The sequence below is a fragment of the Thermodesulfobium acidiphilum genome (genome assembly GCF_003057965.1).
GTDB classification, from domain to species: domain Bacteria; phylum Thermodesulfobiota; class Thermodesulfobiia; order Thermodesulfobiales; family Thermodesulfobiaceae; genus Thermodesulfobium; species Thermodesulfobium acidiphilum.
In genome coordinates, this window is record NZ_CP020921.1 from 221,982 (window position 1) to 242,568 (window position 20,587).

The window sequence follows — 20,587 nt, forward strand, 5'->3', positions numbered from 1 at the left end:
TGCGAGTGGTGAATGAGAGATTTTATTTTAGGAACTGCAGGCCACATAGATCACGGTAAAACTGAATTAATTGCAAGATTGACCGGGAGAAGAACTGAACGTTTCCCTGAAGAGAGAATCAGGGGTATGACTATTGACATTGGATTCTCCAGTTTAAAATTGCCATGTGGAAAGACACTAGGTATTGTAGATGTTCCAGGACACGAACGGTTTATTGATAATATGCTTGTAGGTTCGGCAGGTGTTGATCTTGCTCTTTTGGTAGTGGCAGCTGATGAAGGAATAAAAGAGCAAACTAGAGAACACTTTGAAATATTAAAGCTTTTAGAAGTTAAAGATGGTTTGGTCGTTATTACAAAAAAGGATTTAGTTGATGAGGAACTACTAGAATACCTAAAGGAAGAGATAAAAGATTTTGTTAAAGGTAGTTTTTTGGAAAATAATCCTATAATTTGTGCCTCTTCAGTAACGGGTGAAGGGTTTGATGAAATATTAAGAGTATTAAATGACAAGGTAGAACTTCTTTATTCAAAGGAATATGATGATAACGAAAAGCCTTTCAGGCTTTTTATAGATAGAAAATTTAAAATTAAGGGCTTTGGGCTTGTTGTGACTGGTACTGTTTATTCTGGAAGTATAAGGGTAGGTGATTCTTTAGAAATATTACCATTTAAAGATACTGTCAGAGTAAAAAATCTTGAAAGCCATTTTAGAAAGGTTCAGGAAGGTCACACTGGTATGAGGTTAGCTGTAAATATTAATACTACTCTGGATGAAAGTTTTGTTACAAGAGGGAAAGTGCTTGTTGAGAAGAATTATTATAAAGAATCTACAAAATTTGTAGGATTTTTGAACATTTTAAATTCGTATGAAAATCTTAAAAACAACAAAAGAGTTCATTTATATGTAGGTTCGTCTTCAAGTGTATGTAGGCTAACTCTTTATGATGATCTTTTAGAAGGGAAAACGTCATACATTGTAAAACTCTCCTGCCAAAATCCTATTTGTGCAGTAAGAGGTGATAAGTTTATTTTAAGAGATCCATCAGCAAAAAAAACGCTTGGTGGAGGAGTAATATTAGATAATGAACAAGTTAAGTTAAAGGATTTACCTGGATATTTGAACGATAAGACAATTATTGACAAAAAAGACTTGAGTTTAAATATTTCTAAAGTAGTTGAAAGAAAGGGCATTGTAGAGCTTTTCGATCTTGCAAAGAAAGTTAATTATAAATCTGAGTACGTTAAAAAATTTATTTCTGAAACTTCCTTAAACACCTTTGAAAGTGATGGTAAGATTTATTTATTTAGCTATGACTATCAGAAAAGCTTGTTTGAAAAGTTGGAAGATATTATCTTTGAAATAGAATCAAAAAATCCTTTTCAAACTCAGATATCAAAGGAGGAGATATTAAAAAAGTTAGACTCTCCGATTGCTCAAAATATTATTGACAAATATGCAAAAAAGAAAGGATATCTTGTTGACAAAACATATTTATTAAAAGAAAGGGTTTCTAATGAAGTTCTGTCAATGGTTGATGAAGTTGAGAGGGATATTAAGAATTTAGGGTTTTCTGTCTTGCCACTCGATGAAATAAGCCTAAAATACAAGGATAAAAAGGCTTTTAATAGCGTAGTAGCAATTCTTAAGAGAACTCAAAAAATTTTACAGGTTTCTATTTCTCCTGAAATATACATACACTCTTCAACTTTAGAGAGGTTGATTGATTTATTAAAAGATTTTTTTCAAAGGAACAATGAACTTAGCGTTTCAGATTTTAAAGAACTTACAAATACTACGAGAAAGTTTTCTATTCCTCTTCTTGAATTTTGTGATAAGATGAGTTTTACTAAAAGAGTTGGAAATATTAGACAAAAAGGAAAGAAATTATAGGTGCTAAATAACCTGGATTTAGATATCGAAAGGCTTCATAAGTCCTTTTGGATTCTTTTAAAGCGCTTTAGAAATTTGTTCTTTATATCAGCAATTTTAATAGCAATTGGAGCTGTGATAACCTATTTTTCAATACCCTACTTTATGGAATACATCTCAAAACCAGTAGGCAAACTTATATTCCTTACTCCTATCGAAGCGTTTATGACGCAGATGAAATTATGTTTAATGGGGGGAATATATTTGGCCTGGCCTTATATAATTTTCTATTTCTCAAAAAATTTTATATTGCCTACTAAAATTATTTCTAAAAAGACAATGTGGATTGGAATAATTTTTGCTGTTTTGCTTTTTTATTCAGGTTCTTTGTTTGCGTTTTTTGTTATCTTTCCTGTTGGTATCAGGTTTCTCCTGAGTTTTGGTGCGCCTGAAATTGAACCATTGTTTTCTATAGGCAAATATGTAACGTTTGTTTCTATGTTTGTTTTTATTTTTGGTTTACTTTTTGAAATGCCAATTGTGCTTTTGGCTTTGGTTAGACTTGGCATAATAAATTCAAAACAACTTGCTTCTCAGAGAAAGAGAGCAATACTAGGCTTTTTTATACTTGCAATGCTAGTTAGCCCCAGTACTGATGTATTTACTCAATGTACTATGGCAATTCCATTGGTTGTTCTTTATGAAATAACTATTTGGATAGCAAGATTGTGGAAAAAATAAAATTTTCCATAGCTATTTTGTCTGGTGGAAAAAGTTCTCGAATGGGGCAGGAAAAATCTTTAGTTGAATTTGATGGCAAGACTATGATAGAAAGGATTATTGAAGAGCTTTCATCGATTTCAGATGATATATTTTTAATTACTAACAAAGAAGATCTTTATTCTTTTCTAAATCTTGAAAAGTTTCCAGATATATATAAAGACTCTGGTCCACTGGCGGGGATTCATAGTGCTCTTAAACATTCAAAAAATCAGAAAGTGCTTATCTTGAGTTGTGATATGCCATTCGTAAACAAAAATTTTGCACTTTATTTATTTGATCAATCAACTGATTATGATGTAACAGTACCTGTCTATAGAGGGTCTTATGAACCACTCTTTGCAATATATGACAAAAAAATTGTTGATGTTATTGAAGTTCACCTAAAAAAGAATGAACGAAAAATAATTTCTTTTTATCCGGATGTAAAAGTGAAAAAAATAGAAGAAGACGAGATGTCAGATCGCTTTGACTGTGAGCTCTTGTTTTTTAACGTAAACACTCCGTCTGATCTAGAATATGCCAGACAGATTCTAAAGCTGAACTTAAATATATCCCCTTTGGAAAGAATAAAGGTGTCTAATTATAGGGATGGCTTATTAGAAGAGTCAAAAATATTTGTTCCTTGCGAAGAAGAGATAGATATTTATGTTAATAATAATTTTTTTATCTCATCAAGACTGTCGCCGACACATTTGACTGAATATATAAAGGGTTTTTTGTTCAGTGAGGGAGTAGTAGCATCTAAAGATGATATTAAGGATATCAAGATAATAAATAAAAAAGTATTCGTAGAATTAGCATACCCATTTAACAAACAAGAAATGATTCTCACATCTGGTTGCTTTGGTGGCAAATCTTTTAGAAGTATGAAAAAGCAAAATTTGCCAATAATAAAGAGCGAATTTAGAGTTAGTCTGGAAACAATTTTTAAGAGGTTGAGAGATTTTTTGCATACAAATAACCTTTATAGAATAAGTGGTGGGATACACGCTGCTGCGCTTTCCACAAAGGATTCGCTTCTTTTTCTATGTGAAGATATAGGCAGACACAGTGCTGTTGATAAGGCTATTGGTTGGGCATTAGAAAAAGAGATATCCGACGTATTTTTGTTTGTTACCGGAAGAGTTTCTTCCGAGATGGCTATGAAAGCTATCTATTTTGGCATTCCAATTATTGTTTCTATGACAGCGGCCTCAAACGTTGCAATAGATTTTTGTAATTTTTCTAATGTTACTCTAATTGGTTATGCTAAAATGAATAGTTGTAAAATATATACAAATAGACAGAGAATTCTGGAGGTGTTTTAAATGATCGGTACCCAGGAGTTAGTTATTGTTCTGGTAATAGCTTTAATCTTGTTTGGCCCAAGCAGGTTGCCAGAACTAGGAAATTCTGTTGGTAAGGCTATAAAGTCTTTCAAAGAGGGAATGGACGAGGTTACACAAGAACCCAAAAAGGAAGAGAAAAAAGATGCTACAGAGATTAGCGCAAAGGTTGAGGATAGCGAGAAAAAGTAAAGAACTTTTAATGTAGTCTTAAAACAAAATTTATCAAAAAGGCGATTGCAATAACTAAAGAAACGAGGTTGATCTCTTTAAATTTTCCAGCTAATGCTTTTAGTGATACGTAAGATATAAAACCAGCAGCAATTCCGTTTGCGATTGAAAAAGAAAGTGGCATTAATATAATCGTCATAAAAGCGGGGAAGCTTTCTGTCAAATCTGAAAAATCTATTCTGTGAATTTCTGAAAACATGAGGGTGCCCACCATTATTAAAGCTGGTGAGGTAGCGACAGCAGGCACTATTCCGATAAGAGGGGTAAAAATTACTGCAAGTCCAAAGCATAATGCTACGACTAGAGCACTAAGGCCAGTCCTTCCTCCTTCTGCAATGCCAGCTGCACTTTCTATGTATGAGGTAACAGTGGAAGTGCCTAAAATTGCACTGATCATGGTTCCTATTGAGTCTGATACAAGAGCCTTATTTAAGTTTGGTATATTACCATCTCTGTCAATAATCTTTCCCTTTGTGGTAAGGCCTATAAGAGTTCCCATATTATCAAAGAGTTCTACTATCGAAAAAGTAAATATTATTCCCAATATTCCGTAATGAATTGCTCCTAATAAATTCATTTTTAATAATGTATCTGATACGTTTGGCACAGAAAAAGAGATAAGGTTACTTACTGAAGTAGGTGCTTTTGTTATACCAAATATTATTGAAAACAAAGTGGTCAAAAGAATGCCTATTAAGATTGCGCCCTTTGTGCCCTTGCTCATTAAAGTTGCCGTGATAAGCAATCCTAATAATGCAACGAGAACGCCAGGCGATAATAGATGCCCAAAAGACACCAAAGTGTCTTTGTTTTCTACTATTATTCCTGCATTTTTAAAACCTATAAGGGCAATAAAAAGGCCTATGCCGACTGCTATAGAAGTCCTGAGAACCGTTGGAATGCCCATAAAGATTGCTTTTCTAATGTTTGTGATGCTTAAAATAAAGAAAAATATTCCTGAAACAAAAACAGCTCCTAAAGCAGTTTCCCAGGGTAGTCCCATTCCTATTACTACAGTATATGTGAAGAAAGCATTTAAACCCATGCCAGGCGCTACAGCTATTGGCAGATTTGCCCAAAGACCCATTAAAAGTGTTGCAATTATAGTAGAATAAATTGTTGCTCCAATTGCAGCTTCTTTAGGTATGCCTGCCTGAGAAAGTATTGTTGGATTTACAAAGATGATATAAGATAGCGTAATGAAAGTTGTAAAACCAGCAATAATTTCAATTTTGATGTTTGTTTTTCTAGAATTTAGATGAAAGACTTTTTCCATCAGATCTATCATAAATTTTCACCTCGAAAAAATATAATCTATATATTTTACATCTTTGTGAAAAAACTTAAATAGAAATATGTTTTAATATTTTTGTAGAAATTATTTCTTAAGTGAATTAAAATGTTAATCTAAAATTTTAAATAAGTAATTTTGGAGGTAGAGCTTGTTAAGAAACGATATAAGAAATGTTGCAATAATAGCACACGTTGATCACGGGAAAACTACTTTAGTTGATGCTATGTTAAGGCAAAGCGGTGTTTTTAGGGCCAACGAAGCTGTGGTAGAAAGAATCCTCGATTCGAATGACCTTGAAAGAGAAAGAGGAATAACAATATTATCAAAAAACACATCGATTTTTTATAAAGGCATTAAGATAAATATTGTAGATACTCCAGGACATGCTGATTTTGGTGCAGAAGTTGAAAGGATCTTGAATATGGTGGATGGGGTTTTGTTACTTGTTGATGCATTTGAAGGACCAATGCCTCAAACAAAATATGTTTTAAGAAAGGCTCTTGAACAAGATCTTAAGCCTATAGTTGTAATAAACAAGATAGATAGACCTGATCAAAGAGTTGACGAGGTATTAGACGAAGTTTTGGAGCTCTTTATCGATTTAGATGCTCCTGAGTCTTTTTTGGACTTCCAGGTTGTCTATACTTCTGCAAAGCAAGGCATTGCTAAATTGTCTATGGATGAAAATAGTTCAAATTTAGTCCCTCTTTTTGAAACGCTTATAAAGGAAATCCCTATACCGGCTGGAGATGTTGAAGCACCCTTTCAGGTTCTTGTGACTACGCTGGATTATGATGAATATATAGGGAGAATTGCTATAGGAAGGGTAATGAGAGGAAAAATTGCAAACAAACAAAACGTTTTAGTACTAAATGGATACGAAGAAAGAAAGGCTAAAATTAGCAAGTTATTTACTTATGAGGGCCTCAAAAGGGTTGAAATTCAAGAAGCGATTTTTGGAGATATTATTGCAATTTGTGGGATTGATGAAATTAAAATTGGAGAAACAATTGCCGATCCCAACGAACCTGAAGTGTTACCGGGCATTTATATTGACGAGCCAACTGTTTCCATGATCTTCTCAGTTAATAATAGTCCTTTTGCAGGGCAAGAAGGTGAATTCGTAACCTCAAGACACTTAAGTGAAAGACTCTTTAAGGAACTTCAAACTAATCTTAGTCTTAGAGTAAATCCAACAGATTCAACCGATTCATTTGAGGTATGTGGAAGAGGAGAACTCCATCTGTCTATATTAATTGAAACTATGAGAAGAGAGGGATATGAATTTCAGGTCGAAAGGCCAAAAGTAATTAATAAAATAATAAACAAAGAAAAGTGTGAACCAATGGAATTTTTGACTGTAGATGTGCCAAAAGAGTATATGGGGACAGTAATGGATTTGTTGGGCAGAAGAAAGGCGGAACTAACCAACATGATAGAGTTAGCAGGATATATAAGACTTGAATTTATTGTGCCATCAAGAGGGCTTATTGGATTTCGATCGACGTTTTTGACTAGCACTAAGGGTACAGGTGTCATGCATCATGTATTTCATGGTTATGCTCCTTATAAGGGAGATGTCTTACAAAGACAAAATGGTGTTTTAGTTTCGATGGAGACCGGACAAGTTACCTCATATGCGTTGTCAAACCTTGAGGACAGAGGAACATTATTTGTAGTACCAGGTACAGAAGTTTATAAGGGAATGATTGTAGGAGAAAATTCTAAAGATGTAGATTTGTGGGTAAATCCCTGTAAAAAAAAGCACCTTACAAATATCCGCTCTGCTACTAGCGACGAAGCTATTAGACTCAATACTCCAAGAATATTTAGTCTTGAACAGGCCCTAGAGTATATCAACGATGATGAATTGGTAGAAATAACTCCCAAAAGTATTAGATTAAGAAAAAAGGTTCTTAATAAGAATCCAAGAATGAGTTAAAAATTTTAGATTATTAGTATCTTAGAGGAGAGATAAAATGAAACCATGGTTGGAAATTGATCTGGATGCTATTTTATCAAATTACAAAATAATAAAAGAATACACAAAAAAGGATTTAATACCAGTTATAAAAAGTAATGCTTATGGAATGGGACTTATCCCTGTTGCCAACGCTTTAAAAGACGTAGCAAATCTAATTGCTATTGGTGATATAGAAGAGGTGTATACACTAAGACACTCTGGATTTGAAGGTAATTTACTTCTCATAGTGCCTATTTTTTCTAAAGAAGAAGCTGAACTTTGTGTAAAATATGACGTTTTTACTGCTATTGACTCATTTGATATGGCGTTATTTTTGTCTGAGATAGCAAAAAAGAGTGGTAAAACTGTAGGAGTTCATGTAAAGGTTGATATAGGTATGCACAGGTTTGGCGTCAAGCCAGAAGAGCTGGACAGTTTTGTAGAAAAAATAAGTTATTTGCCTAATATAAAAATAATTGGGATTTTTTCACATTTACCTCTTGGTTTGAACCTCATTACCCAGGAGCAACTTATTATATTTGATAGGATTTCTGAAAAATATAAAGACTTAATTGTTCATTTACCAAATTCTCAGAATACTGTAGAAAATCTTGAATCCCTAAAATTTATACCCAGGTGTGGTCTTTTAATTTATGGAGTTTTGCCTTCTGATGTTAATGGTCTTGTTTTAAAAAATGTTGTAAGATTGAAGGCCAGTATTGTGAAGATCCATGATATCAGCGCAGGACAAAGTTGGTCTTATGGGTACTCTTATACTGCTCATAAAGATTCAAAGATTGCAGTGATTTCGATTGGTTATGCTGATGGCTTGAAGAGAGCACTTTCAAACAATTGGAGTGCTAAGGTTAAGGGGAGTATATGCCCATTAAGGGGAACTATTAATATGAATTTTTCCTTTTTAGACATAACAGATGTTAGCAACGTTCGTGTTGGCGACGAGGCGATTTTATTAGATGAGGACCTTAAAATAGAAGACATGGCTAAAGCAATAGATACTGTTCCTCATGAGATCCTTGTTTCGTTCAGAGAGAGCATGAAAAGGGTTTACGTTTGATTTTAATAAATATAAATTAAATTTATTAAGTTGTAGCTGATTTTAATTAATAATACTGGAATAGTATCCTAATGTTATTCCTTTCGACTTCTACGCTTTAATATTAAAATTTTAGAAGAATTCAATTTTGTCTAAACTTTGATTTTTCTAATTATTTTAGAAAATGATTTTTTAAAATCTCCTTTTTAATGTATTTTTAAGTTATAAAAAGACTTTATGTTAGGTAATTGACATAATAGTCAGATAGCTATAAAATTTCAATAATTTGATGAGAGGAAGGGGTGTTGTTTAATGAAGCGTTTTGGGCTTTATGGATTATTCTTTGTTTTGATTGGAATTGGTATCCTTCTAGTTGCGGGATGCGCAGGTCAACAAAATAAACCTGCAGGTGAATCTAACGTTATAAAAATTGGCTTTGCTGCTCCATTAAGCGGTTCTCAAGCTGAGATGGGCACATATCTTAAGAATGGCGCACTTATGGCCATCGATAAGATAAATGCAAAGGGTGGGATTAATGGTAAAAAGCTTGAACTTGTTGCGATGGATGACAAAGCTGATCCAAAAGAAGCTGTTTCAGTAGCACAAAAGTTTGCTGCAGATCCATCAATAGTGGCTGTTATAGGGCATCTTAACTCGGGAGCTTCTATACCTGCTTCTGCTATTTATCATCAGGCAGGTCTTGTAATGGTTTCTCCTTCTTCAACTAATCCCAAACTTACCGAACAGGGATTTAATAATGTATTTAGAGTTTGTACTACCGATGCTATGCAAGGTCCTTTTGCTGCAAAGTTTGTAAAGGACAAATTGAAAAAGGATACAGCAGTTGTTTTGGATGACAAAACAGCATATGGTCAAGGTCTTGCAGATGAATTTGCAAAGGCATTTCAAGCTGATGGTGGAAAAATATTGATGAGAGAGGGTATAAATCAAGGGGACAAAGACTTTACTGCCCTTTTGACAAAGATAAAATCCTTAAATCCACAAGTTATTTATTTTGGCGGAATGTACCCTGAGGCAGGCCAAATGGTTAAACAAATGAAGTCTCTGGGGATGAATAAGATAGATTTTGTAAGTGGCGATGGAGTAGAAGATCCTGCTTTCATAAAGATCGCTGGCGCAGATGCTAATGGCACTTATGCAAGTAACGTTGGTCCAGCGATTGAGAAAATTCCTGGAGCAAAGGCTTTTATTGACGAATATACAAAGAAATTTGGAAATCCTCCAGGGCCATATGCACTTTTTGGTTATGATGCAGCTCTTGCAGTAATTACTGCTCTTGAAAAGGCACCTAAACCGGATAGAGCTGATGTATTGAAAGTCATGCCAACTGTAAGCTTTGAGGGGATGCTTGGAAAGACATCTTTTGATAGCAAGGGCGATACTACAAACAAGATTCTTACAATGTTTGTAGTTAAAGATGAAAAATGGCAACCTGTTGATTAGAGAGACTATTTAACTTTTTTTTAAAGATGGCGAGTAATTCGCCATCTTTTTTTTGGCTAAAAAAACAGTTAGAATTAATTAAAAACTTATTAGTGGGTGAAGTAATTGATCAGGATTGATATAAACAGACTTAGAGATGGCTATAAATTGAGCTCTCCAGTACTGGATTCAAAGGGAAGGCTTCTTATAGGTGAAGGTATACCTTTGGATTCGCGCATGATCAAACACCTTAAAGAATTGGGCTTGCAATTTATCCCTATCATTGTTCCCGGATATGAAGACATAACTCCTCTTGAGGCAATATCGAAGAAAGTTGAAATGTTTATGAAAAAAGAGGCTAATGAGATAATTAAAACCGCAAGAAGAACTGCTATGATAAATCCTGAAAGAATTATAAATGCTATAGACTACGTTATGAACGATATGCTTGCAAAGAGTAAGACAGGAATAGTAGTTGATGACCTTAGAACCAATAAGGAATTTTTGTTCGATCATCTTACAAGAGTTTGTATATATTCTGGTATATTGGGTACCGCATTGGGATTAAACGATTTAAGGTTAAGGACTCTTATGATTATTGCATATCTGCATGATGTTGGTATGGCATTGATTGATGACGAAAGCATTTTAAATGGAAGTTATATTACAGATAATCCAGATTATAGAATTAAAGAACACCCAAAGCTTGGAAGAGATTTGTGTAATAGGGCAGGGTTTCCATTTATAGTTAATCAATCAATTTATCAACATCACGAAAGAATTGATGGTAAAGGTTATCCATTAGGGTTGTTAGAAAAAGATATAACAATTTATGCAAAAATAGTTTCACTAGTTGACGCATACGATATACTTACCTCGCCTTTACCTCATAGAAAGCCATATTTACCAAATGAAGCAATAGAATTTATTATGGCTTTAAGCAATAGTGCTTTTGATAAAGACGTTCTAAAAGCCTTTTTAAAAAAGGTAGTCCCATACCCACCCGGAACTTTGGTTTTGTTGTCTGATAATCAAATATGTGTGGTAAAGGATTGTAATAACGATTTGCCTTTAAGACCAATTTTGAAAACTTATGCTTATCTTGAAAATAATCAGGTGAAATATGTTGATAAGCCAACAATAATAGATCTTAAGAGTCATTTGGATCTTACTATTGTAGGACAGGTTGATAGTTCAGGTAAAATTGTTGATTATGAAGGTTCAAACATTTCAAATATCTTAAAGGATTTTGAAAAAGAGAATAATAAAACTGAGAAATTTACTAAAAGTTACGTTAAGAAAAAAGTAATAAAGTTTAAGAGGAGTGCGAAGCTGGTTGATAAAAATAGATAATGGGGAAAAACCTTCTGGAAGCGAAATACAATTTCTATCTTTGATGGGTTTGGAAGGGTGCTTAGACTATAACAGGACAAATTAATTCTAAAGGTGAACTTAAAAGGTTTGCCAAGTTTGATTTTCTGCTAGGACCAGATCTTTTTTTATGTTAGAAATGATATAATTCAATGTAATATATAAGATATATTTATGAATTATAAAAATAATATATAAGGTGATAAATTTGACATATAATAAAAAGATTTATCCAGTTGTATTGTGTGCTGGCGTAGGGAAAAGAATGAGATCTAATTTTCCTAAAGTATTGCATTTTGTTTTAGATAAGCCAATGTTGTGGTGGGTTTTGAGGTCTTTTCGAGGTTTGATAGATAGTGAGCCTATTGTAGTAGTTGGAAAAAATAAGGATCTTGTTTCTCAGTATTTCGCTGATGAAAAAATAAGCTATGTAGTTCAGAATGAACCACTTGGGACTGCTCATGCACTTCTTTGTGCATATGAAAGTTTAAAGGTGTTGTCTGAAGAAGATTATTTTCTTGTGATGCCTGGAGATATGCCATTAATAAAGCAAAATACCATAAAAAATTTGTGTGAAATGTCTGAATTAAATAATGATATTACCTTTATTACCTGTAATGTTGATGATCCTAAAGGTTATGGTAGGATAGTCAGGGATAAAAACAACAACTTTTTGAGAATAATTGAAGAAAAGGACGCGAAAAATGATGAATTGAGGATAAATGAGATAAATGTTGGCATATATCTCATAAAAATTGCTTTATTAAAGCTACTTTATAACATTGAGAACGTAAATGCCCAGGGAGAGTACTATCTTACAGATTTGTTGGAAATCGCTTTGAAAAATGGACATAAGATTGGTACGATGGAAATCTTTGATCAGAAAGAGATATTAGGCGTTAATTCACAAAAGGATCTTTTGGAGGCACAAGGTGTAGCAAAAAGATCCGTAATTGAGGTTCATTTAAATAATGGTGTTCAAATATTTGATATTAATTCAACCTGGATTGGACCTGAAGTTAGTATAAGTTCTGGTGCGAAGATTATGCCTTCTTCAGTTATATACGGAAAAAGTAAAATTGGTTCTTCAACAATAGGACCTTTCTCAAATATAGAAAACTCAACTATAGGCGATAATTGTAACGTTTTCTATAGTGTTATAAGAAATTCCATAATAGGAAGCAATGTAAGTGTTGGCCCTTTTTCACATATAAGGGAACAAACTGTTATTTATGATAATATTAGAATTGGAAATTTTGTAGAACTCAAAAAAACACAAATCGAGAGCAATTCTAAGGTTTCACACCTATCTTATTTAGGTGATACTACTGTTGGATCAAACGTAAACATTGGTGCTGGAACAATAACCTGCAATTATGATGGTTTTGACAAGCATAGAACTACAATAGAGGATGATGTATTTGTGGGAAGCGACTCGATATTGGTTGCCCCAGTTAAACTTTCGAAAGGGTCAATGATTGCGGCTGGTTCAGTTATTACCAGAGATGTGCCAGAAGATTCTCTCGGCATTGGTAGAGCTTCTCAGGTAAATAAAGCTGGATGGGTGAAGGTTTTTAAGAGCATGAAAACCAAAAAGAAAAAGTGATTAAATGTGTAGTTTTTAACCCTGTTAAAGGAAGGAGTATATTTTAGTGGATAATTCATCGTATGCTATATTTTCTGGTTCTTCGAATATAGCTTTAAGCAAAGAGGTCTCAAGCTTTCTTGGAAGAAATCTTGGGGCTGTAAATATAACTCGTTTTAGTGACGGGGAAATTTATGTTAGGGTAGAAGAATCAGTCAGAGGAAAAGATATATTCCTTATCCAGTCAACTTCTAGTCCAGTAAATGAGAGACTTATGGAACTTTTGATAATGGTTGATGCCTTTAAAAGAGCATCTGTATCTTCTATAAACGTTATTATCCCATATTTTTGTTATGCCAGACAGGATAGAAAGGTAAGAGGTAGGGAACCAATTTCTGCAAAATTAGTTGCAAACCTTATTGAGCGTGCAGGTGTTGACAGGGTTATTGGTATAGATTTTCATACTGGTCAGATTCAGGGCTTTTTTGATATATTGGTTGATCATCTTACTGCTATACCAGTATTTGATTCATATCTTAGATCAAATTTTGAATTAGATAACCTGGTAATTGTGTCTCCAGATATAGGAGGGGTTGGAAGAGCTAGGGTTCTTGCTGAAAGAATGGGAGTTCCTCTTGCGGTTGTAGATAAAAGAAGGCCTCTTCCAAATCAAGCTGAAGCGGTTAATATAATTGGTGATGTTATAGGGAAAAGATGTGTTGTAATTGACGATATAGTTGATACGGGCGGAACTATGGTTGAGGCAGCTCACATATTGAAGAAAAATGGAGCAAAAGAAGTATTAGGGGTTGCAACACATGGTATTTTATCGGGGCCTGCTGTAGAAAGGCTTACAAAATCTGATTTTTCACATTTTATAGTTACAAATACTATTTACCATCCAGATGAGTTTTATGGGCCTAAAATTAAGATTATTTCTGTTGCAAGGCTTATTGCAGAATCTATCAAACGTATTGCTTTATCTGAGTCGGTTAGTGAACTTTTTAGATAATAAATTTTCTTAATTAAGTAATATAATATTAGGAAAATTAAGATAATACTTTTAATTAAAAGGAGGACACCTTGTATTTAAGACAATTCAAGGTTTTTTTGGTAGCGGCTGAAAGAGAAAGTTTTACTCAAGCTGCAAAAGAACTTTATTTAACGCAACCTGCTGTGTCATTTCAGATCCAGGCATTAGAGGATTTTTTTGGTGCAAAGCTATTTAAAAGGACAGGAAGAAAAGTAGAACTTACTGATGCAGGGGATGCACTTTTGCCATACGCAAAAAAAATTATCGAAGCAATGGAAGAGTCCAAAAAAGCAATAGAACAAGTTGGCGCTGCAAAAACAGGTAAATTAGTAGTAGGCGCTAGCACAACTATAGGTATATATATATTACCCCCATTAATTGCGATATACAGGTCTAAATATCCTCAAACAATAATTTCTATAAGGGTAGAGAATACTGAAGGCATAGAAGAGGCGCTGTTGAGAAAGGACATAGATTTTGGCTTGATAGAAGGGTTTGTTAAAAGTTCTTATGTGAAAAGGGAGAAATTTAGAGATGACGAGCTTGTTTTGATCGTACCTGCTCACCATCCGTGGCCAGATGTAATCGAATTATCAGATCTCATGATAGAACCGTTAATTCTAAGAGAAGAGGGCTCAGGTACCAGAATGGTTCTAGAAGGGGCTTTAATGGAAAAGAGTCTTTCTGTGTCTGATCTTAATATTAATATGGTTCTGGGAAACACAGAGGCAATCAAACATGCGGTTGCTGCAGGGTTAGGGGTATCTTTTGTTTCAAAATGCACAATTGGCAAAGAGTTAGCATTAGGCCTTTTGAGGATCGTAAGAGTAAGGGGTTTTAGTGTAATGAGAGAACTTTTTATAATCAGAAGAGAGAACGAAGATTTGTCGCCATATGCTGAGAGAATTTTAAGATTTCTCAATAAACCTATGCCTATTGAAACGCCCTTTTCCTCTACAGAAAAATAAGTATGGAGGTATTGTATAGGAAATATAGGCCAACAACGTTTGAGGATATGGTTGGCCAGGATGTTGTAAAAACTGTTCTCGAAAATGCTTCAAAGCTTGATGATCCTCCTCATGTCTATCTTTTTGCTGGCATGAGGGGTACAGGTAAAACTACTGCAGCAAGAATATTTGCAAGAGCACTTAACTGTACTTCAGAAGGCAAAAAACCCTGTTTAAAGTGTGAATCTTGTAAAAAGTTCCTGGAGGGTTCTCTTGATTATGTAGAAATGGATGCTGCAACGCACAGTAGCGTAGAGGATGCAAGGTCTTTAAGAGAAATGGCATTAATTGCCCCTATGTCTTCAAGGTACAGAATATTTGTAATAGATGAGGTGCATCGCTTGAGTCCTTCAGCTTTTGATGCCCTACTCAAGATAATTGAAGAACCGCCTCCTTTTTCGATATTTATCTTTGCAACAACTGAACCCCACAAAGTTCCAAAAACCATTCTTTCTAGGGTATTGAGGTTAGATTTTTCTCCTGTTAATACACAACTTTTAGCATCTTATCTTGATAAGATAGCCAGTCTTGAAGGTTATAAACTTGAAAAGAGTCTACTTTTGGCTATTGCAAGAAGATCAGAGGGTTCTGTTAGAGATTCACTTTCATTTTTACAACAAATTTTTATCCTTTTTGAGAAGAAGAGTTTATCAACAAAGGATATTTATTCTGTTTTAGGTATACCCGATGATGAAATTATCTCAAATATGATGAATTTTATATACAAGGGGGATCTTAGCAGCCTTGTTAACCTTATAGATTCTTTAAGGACATCGAGCTTTAGTCCCTTTGCAATTGTTGATTCCTGGATTTATTTTGTATTATCAAAAATTAATACCGATACAAGACCTTTAAAATTTATTGATAGACTTATAGAGGCAAAAAGTGATTTAAGATACGATCCTAATCCATTTATGAGATTCGAATTGGAAGTTTATGCTATATTTTCACTTCTAAATAGAAACGTGAAAATAAATAATGATAGTGATTCTAAAATTTTAGAAAAGAAAGAAAATATAGAAGAAGGTATAAAAAAGGAAGATAAAGTTGATATAAATGATATAAATATTAAAATTTTAGCTAATAAGATAACACCTCCTGAGAGTTTTAAAGAGCAAAAAAAAGTGGATCTTAATATTGATCAAATTAACAAGGCATATTTAAAGATTCTTGAACAGATCAAAAATACTAATCCACTTTTGCACGCAAAATATGTAGCTGCTAAACCCATAAAGTTTGAAGGTAATAAAATCACTTTTGGCTTTTCTAAAAAGGAGTCAAGATGGCACAAAGAGCAATTTGATTCCAATAAAGAAGAAAGAGAAATGCTAAGGAATATGCTTTCAAAAGAATTAGGTTTTGATGTGGAAATTACTAGCGAATTTATCGAGAAAGAGACTAAAAGGGATTCGAAAACAAAATCTTCTACTTTAACGTTTCCAGATATTTTACAGCACTTTAATGCAAAGGAAATAAAAAACGATTAGACTTAAACTTAGGTAATTATTTTATAAATCAATCAATTTGGGAGGTTTTATTATGATTCCTGGAATGAAAAAGGCACAACAAATGTTAGAAAAATTTCAAGCAGAGCTTGCCTCTTTAGAAGTTGAGGCTAAAGCAGGCGGAGATCTTGTAAGGGTAGTTGTTACAGGCGATCAAAAGATAAAGTCTATAACACTTGATCCTTCTCTTAAAGATGAAGATCTACAAACTCTGGCCGATCTTGTGATGGTAGCTGTTAATAACGCTCTTGAAGAAGTAAAGGAAGCTGGCATGAAAAAGATGCAAAAAATGGGGCTTCCAGGCCTATTTTAATGAAATATCCAAAGCCTTTAAGCGATTTATCTCATGAATTATCCCTTCTTCCGGGGATTGGGCCAAAATTGGCTTTAAGGTTAGCTTTCTTCATTTCTCAGAGAGGCGAGGAGAAGAATCTTTCTCTTATTGAAGCATTGCGAAATTTAAAAAATATAAAAAAATGCTCTCAGTGCAATGCTTTGTCTGAGAACGACCCCTGTGAAATATGTTCAGATCCATCAAGAAACAGTGAAATCTTATGTGTTGTCTCAGATGTGAGAGATCTGTGGAAGATAGAATCAACTAAATCATATTCTGGCAGGTATTTTGTTTTAAACAGTCTAATTATCCCACTGGAGGGTATTGACCCGGAAAAAGCCGGTATGACAAAACTCTTTACTTTAATTAGTACAAAAAAACCTAAAGAAATTATTATAGCGTTTGACTTCAGTATTGAGGGACAAACTACATCTTTATACATAAAAGAAAGGCTCTCAACTCAAAGAGATCAGTTAGGCTATATGCCACAATTAACTCGTCTTGCAATAGGACTTTCTATGGGCGATAACCTCAACAACACGGATGAATTCACTATTTCTCAGGCAATATTGCATAGACAGAAAATGTAGTGCTTTAATGTGTGGGATAAGTTCAACTTTTCAAAATTTTAGAAGGTTATTGTATAACTTTAAATTTTTTAGATTTTATTTTGGATATGTTTAAGATTATTAGTGAAGAGTACAAAGATTATCTTTTGTCTGTGGGCGAGAATTTGATCCTGGTGCCTCAGGAAAACGTGGGCAAAATAATCTATCTAAAAGGCAATATAGATCACATAGAATGTATAAGAGATTTTAAGAAGCATCTTTTTTCAAAGGAAAAAATAATAGAATTTGTAGTTTTTCTGAATGATAACACTTCATTTCGTGCTATTTCTGATGAAAGGATTTTCTTAAAGCTTCATCAATTAGCAAAATATACTAAATGCGAAAGTCCTGAAAGTGCATCGAACAAAAATGTTTTCTCAAGACAATATCTTTCTTTAATTTTACCGAAAATTCCAACTGCTATCCTCATTTTAGCAATTTTGTTTGCAATTTTTATTTTTGCAAATAAGTTTTATAAGAACCCGCATAAAATCTTTTATGGAGAACCTAGTATTAACATTATTTATCCCCAAGGGGATTCAGTAGAGCTTAAAAACATTGAAAATGGCTTATATCTTGAAGTAGAGTCTAATTTCGAACCAAAAGAGATTGATATTCTTGTGGATGGGAGTGTGGTTTATCAGAAAAGGAATTCAAAAGATGTTTATTATCAATGGTTCCCTCCAAATCCAGGAATATATAAAATCGTTGCTCGTTCTCAACTTAACGGAAAGGATGTTTTTTCGAAAACTTTGACAGTTTACGCACAGGTCCCAGAAAACAAAAATTATGCTCAAACTAATATAGAAACTTCAGCTTATGAAACTACAAAAATTGTACTTGGGAATCCTGTCACAATGTATTCAGAGCCTGATGAATCATCTGTGGTAGCTGGAACTATAGATAACGGATCAAAAGTAAAAGTTATTAAAAAGGTTGTAAGTCACAACTCAAAGCTTTATACGTTAAAAGAGGATCTTAGTTTATACACTGATGGGGTATTTATAAGCCTTAAAAAGGGGGAATTATTGAGACTTTACGATTCTTCTGGGGATATTTTTACTTTGATGTATAAAAACGGTGACTCTATTAGTCTTGTGAGACTTCAGAGACAATATCTACAAAGAGTTAATACAGAAGAATGGTACAAAGTTATATATAATGAAAAAGAAGGATGGATAAGTTCTTTCTTTACGAGGTGATGATATGAAGATTGCTATGATTTCACCAATTGCGTGGAGAACTCCTCCAAGGCATTATGGACCCTGGGAACAGGTTACATCATTGCTAACAGAAGGCCTTGTAAAAGAGGGTTTAAATGTAACCTTGTTTGCAACTGCAGATTCTATTACTTCTGCAAAGCTTGTTTCTGTAGTGCCAACAGGCTATGAAGAAGATAAAGAAGCTGACCCAAAGGTCTTAGAGTACCTTCATATCTCTAACGTTTTTGAGATGGCAGACGAATTTGACATAATACATAACCAATTTGACTTTATGCCGCTTTGCTATTCTAGACTTACAAAAACGCCAATGGTTACTACTATACACGGCTTTTCATCTGAAAAAATATTGCCTATTTACAAAAAATATAACAAACACGTTAGTTATGTATCTATTTCAAACTCGGATAGATATCCAAGCCTTGATTATATTTCTACGATATATCACGGAATTGATATTAACAATTTTCCATTTAACCCGGATCCGAGGGATTATCTTTTATTTTTTGGAAGGATGCATCCGGATAAGGGCGCTCATGATGCAATTAAAATAGCAAAATTTTTTAAAATGAAACTTTTTTTGGCAGGTCCTATACAGGATGAGGCTTATTTTAAAGAAAATATACAGCCTCACCTATCAGAAGATATAAAATATTTAGGCAGCGTTGGCCCTGAAAAAAGAGGAGAGTTGCTTTCTAACGCTATATGTTTGCTTCACCCTATATACTTTAATGAACCGTTCGGTTTGAGCGTAATTGAATCATTAGCTTGTGGTACTCCTGTCTTAGCTTATAATAGGGGAAGTATGAAGGAGATACTTGATGAATCAATTGGGATATTGGTTAGCTCTTTTGAGGAGGCAGTAGAGAAGTTTGGGCTTATTTATAAAATAAAAAGAAGTGATTGTAGAAAATATGTGGAAAGAAAGTTTACTTCTCAAAGAATGGTAAGTGAATATATTGAAGTCTATAAAAGGATATTAAATAGCAATCAAGGAGGAATGATACAATGAATTTAGAGTTATATAAAGGTTCTGGAATAGTAAAGAGATATATATTTAATCCTGTTCTTACTAAATATGACGTTCCTTATGAAGTTTCAACAGTTTATAATCCGGCTATTACTATGTATCAAAATAAGTATATATTAATATTTAGAGCAGCTAAGCTTAATGGCAGGTCAATTTTAGGGAAAGCTATTTCTGAAGATGGTCTTAATTTTGAAGTTGAAAGAGAACCATTTATGGTACCTGAAAGCGATGGGTATTTTGGCAGATATGAAAGTGCTGGCATAGAAGACCCACGAATTACTAGAATTGGTGATGAGTACTTTATTACCTATAGCGCTTACTCTGAATATGGGGTAAGGATTGGCCTTGCAAAGACGACCGACTTTAAGAGAGTTGAAAGAATTGCTCTAATTACAAGTGCAGATCATAGAAATATAGTAATTTTCCCTGAGAAATTTGGTACTGACTACGTTAGACTGGATAGACCTCACTCTGATATAATCCCCTGGTCCATCTGGATTTCATATTCAAAGGATCTTATACACTGGGGTAGATCGGAAATTTTGATAAAGCCGAAGCCATATCATTGGGATGAGCTAAAAATTGGTCCGGGTGCACCCCCTATAAAGACAAAGGACGGTTGGCTTAGTATTATTCACGGAGTTTATATGACTATGAGTGGTTCTGTTTATAGATTGGGCGTAGTTTTACACGATTTAGAAGACCCAGGTAAAATTTTGGGTTTATCTGACGAATGGATTCTTGAACCAGAGGATCATTGGGAAAGAGTTGGTTATGTTCCCAACGTTGTGTTCTGTTCAGCTGCTCTGAAGGAAGGCGATTTTATTAGGCTGTGGTGGGGAGCTGCTGATAGCGTAGTGTGTACAGGAATCGCAAGAGTGGACGAACTTGTAGAAAAGTGTCTAAAAAATAAAAGAAAACCCTTATAA

At 33.9% G+C, this 20,587-nt stretch carries 18 protein-coding genes; 17 read left to right on the plus strand and 1 reads right to left on the minus strand.

Going from position 1 to position 20,587, the window contains the following annotated elements; genetic code table 11:
- Positions 1-12: 12 nt before the first annotated feature.
- The 4 genes from selB to TDSAC_RS01120 are packed head-to-tail and all read left to right on the plus strand — an operon-like array spanning position 13 to position 4,172.
- A complete protein-coding gene (gene selB, locus TDSAC_RS01105; protein WP_108308134.1) occupies positions 13-1,893 on the plus strand; it encodes a selenocysteine-specific translation elongation factor in 1,881 nt (626 codons plus the stop codon).
- Positions 1,894-2,613 carry a twin-arginine translocase subunit TatC gene (tatC, locus tag TDSAC_RS01110; RefSeq protein ID WP_108308136.1) on the plus strand — a complete coding sequence of 240 codons (720 nt, stop codon included), beginning with the start codon at positions 1,894-1,896 and terminating at the stop codon, positions 2,611-2,613.
- Positions 2,601-3,962, plus strand: a complete 1,362-nt coding sequence (gene fdhD / locus TDSAC_RS01115) for a formate dehydrogenase accessory sulfurtransferase FdhD (RefSeq protein WP_108308139.1) — start codon at positions 2,601-2,603, stop codon at positions 3,960-3,962. Before tatC ends, fdhD begins: the two co-directional genes overlap by 13 nt.
- Entirely contained in the window at positions 3,963-4,172 is a 210-nt protein-coding gene (locus TDSAC_RS01120) for a Sec-independent protein translocase subunit TatA/TatB (RefSeq protein ID WP_013755615.1), read from the plus strand. It abuts the gene before it with no gap.
- A gap of 7 nt (positions 4,173-4,179) precedes the next feature.
- On the opposite strand, the gene TDSAC_RS01125 is transcribed toward TDSAC_RS01120, so the two are convergent.
- Entirely contained in the window at positions 4,180-5,499 is a 1,320-nt protein-coding gene (locus TDSAC_RS01125; protein WP_108308141.1) for an NCS2 family permease, read from the minus strand.
- A 154-nt stretch (positions 5,500-5,653) separates the two neighbouring features.
- Here TDSAC_RS01125 and typA point away from each other — a divergent pair, with 154 nt between their 5' ends.
- The 13 genes from typA (at position 5,654) to TDSAC_RS01190 (ending at position 20,587) form a co-directional block, all read left to right on the plus strand.
- Entirely contained in the window at positions 5,654-7,447 is a 1,794-nt protein-coding gene (gene typA / locus TDSAC_RS01130) for a translational GTPase TypA (RefSeq protein ID WP_108308144.1), read from the plus strand.
- A gap of 37 nt (positions 7,448-7,484) precedes the next feature.
- Positions 7,485-8,543, plus strand: coding sequence for an alanine racemase (gene alr, locus TDSAC_RS01135; protein WP_108308147.1), 1,059 nt, complete (start codon positions 7,485-7,487; stop codon positions 8,541-8,543).
- Between the two features lie 291 nt (positions 8,544-8,834).
- Entirely contained in the window at positions 8,835-9,986 is a 1,152-nt protein-coding gene (locus TDSAC_RS01140) for a branched-chain amino acid ABC transporter substrate-binding protein (protein ID WP_108308153.1), read from the plus strand.
- 105 nt (positions 9,987-10,091) lie between these two features.
- Positions 10,092-11,318 (plus strand): HD-GYP domain-containing protein, encoded by a 1,227-nt coding sequence (locus TDSAC_RS01145; RefSeq protein ID WP_108308156.1) that lies wholly within the window; start codon positions 10,092-10,094, stop codon positions 11,316-11,318.
- Positions 11,319-11,544: 226 nt separating this feature from the next.
- Positions 11,545-12,942, plus strand: a complete 1,398-nt coding sequence (gene glmU, locus TDSAC_RS01150) for a bifunctional UDP-N-acetylglucosamine diphosphorylase/glucosamine-1-phosphate N-acetyltransferase GlmU (protein ID WP_108308159.1) — start codon at positions 11,545-11,547, stop codon at positions 12,940-12,942.
- A gap of 46 nt (positions 12,943-12,988) precedes the next feature.
- Positions 12,989-13,933 carry a ribose-phosphate diphosphokinase gene (locus tag TDSAC_RS01155; protein ID WP_108308162.1) on the plus strand — a complete coding sequence of 315 codons (945 nt, stop codon included), beginning with the start codon at positions 12,989-12,991 and terminating at the stop codon, positions 13,931-13,933.
- Positions 13,934-14,004: 71 nt separating this feature from the next.
- Complete coding sequence (locus TDSAC_RS01160) at positions 14,005-14,922, plus strand: selenium metabolism-associated LysR family transcriptional regulator (protein WP_108308164.1); 918 nt, start codon at positions 14,005-14,007, stop codon at positions 14,920-14,922.
- An 11-nt stretch (positions 14,923-14,933) separates the two neighbouring features.
- Positions 14,934-16,448 carry a DNA polymerase III subunit gamma/tau gene (gene dnaX, locus TDSAC_RS01165; protein ID WP_199919833.1) on the plus strand — a complete coding sequence of 505 codons (1,515 nt, stop codon included), beginning with the start codon at positions 14,934-14,936 and terminating at the stop codon, positions 16,446-16,448.
- Positions 16,449-16,500: 52 nt separating this feature from the next.
- Complete coding sequence (locus TDSAC_RS01170; RefSeq protein ID WP_108308168.1) at positions 16,501-16,779, plus strand: YbaB/EbfC family nucleoid-associated protein; 279 nt, start codon at positions 16,501-16,503, stop codon at positions 16,777-16,779.
- Positions 16,779-17,390 (plus strand): recombination mediator RecR, encoded by a 612-nt coding sequence (gene recR, locus TDSAC_RS01175; protein WP_108308170.1) that lies wholly within the window; start codon positions 16,779-16,781, stop codon positions 17,388-17,390. The genes TDSAC_RS01170 and recR overlap by 1 nt, the downstream gene beginning before the upstream one ends.
- Before the next feature lie 86 nt (positions 17,391-17,476).
- Positions 17,477-18,610, plus strand: a complete 1,134-nt coding sequence (locus TDSAC_RS01180) for a hypothetical protein (RefSeq protein ID WP_150130267.1) — start codon at positions 17,477-17,479, stop codon at positions 18,608-18,610.
- Positions 18,611-18,614: 4 nt separating this feature from the next.
- Positions 18,615-19,640 carry a glycosyltransferase family 4 protein gene (locus tag TDSAC_RS01185; RefSeq protein WP_108308175.1) on the plus strand — a complete coding sequence of 342 codons (1,026 nt, stop codon included), beginning with the start codon at positions 18,615-18,617 and terminating at the stop codon, positions 19,638-19,640.
- Positions 19,637-20,587 (plus strand): glycoside hydrolase family 130 protein, encoded by a 951-nt coding sequence (locus TDSAC_RS01190; RefSeq protein ID WP_108308177.1) that lies wholly within the window; start codon positions 19,637-19,639, stop codon positions 20,585-20,587. Before TDSAC_RS01185 ends, TDSAC_RS01190 begins: the two co-directional genes overlap by 4 nt.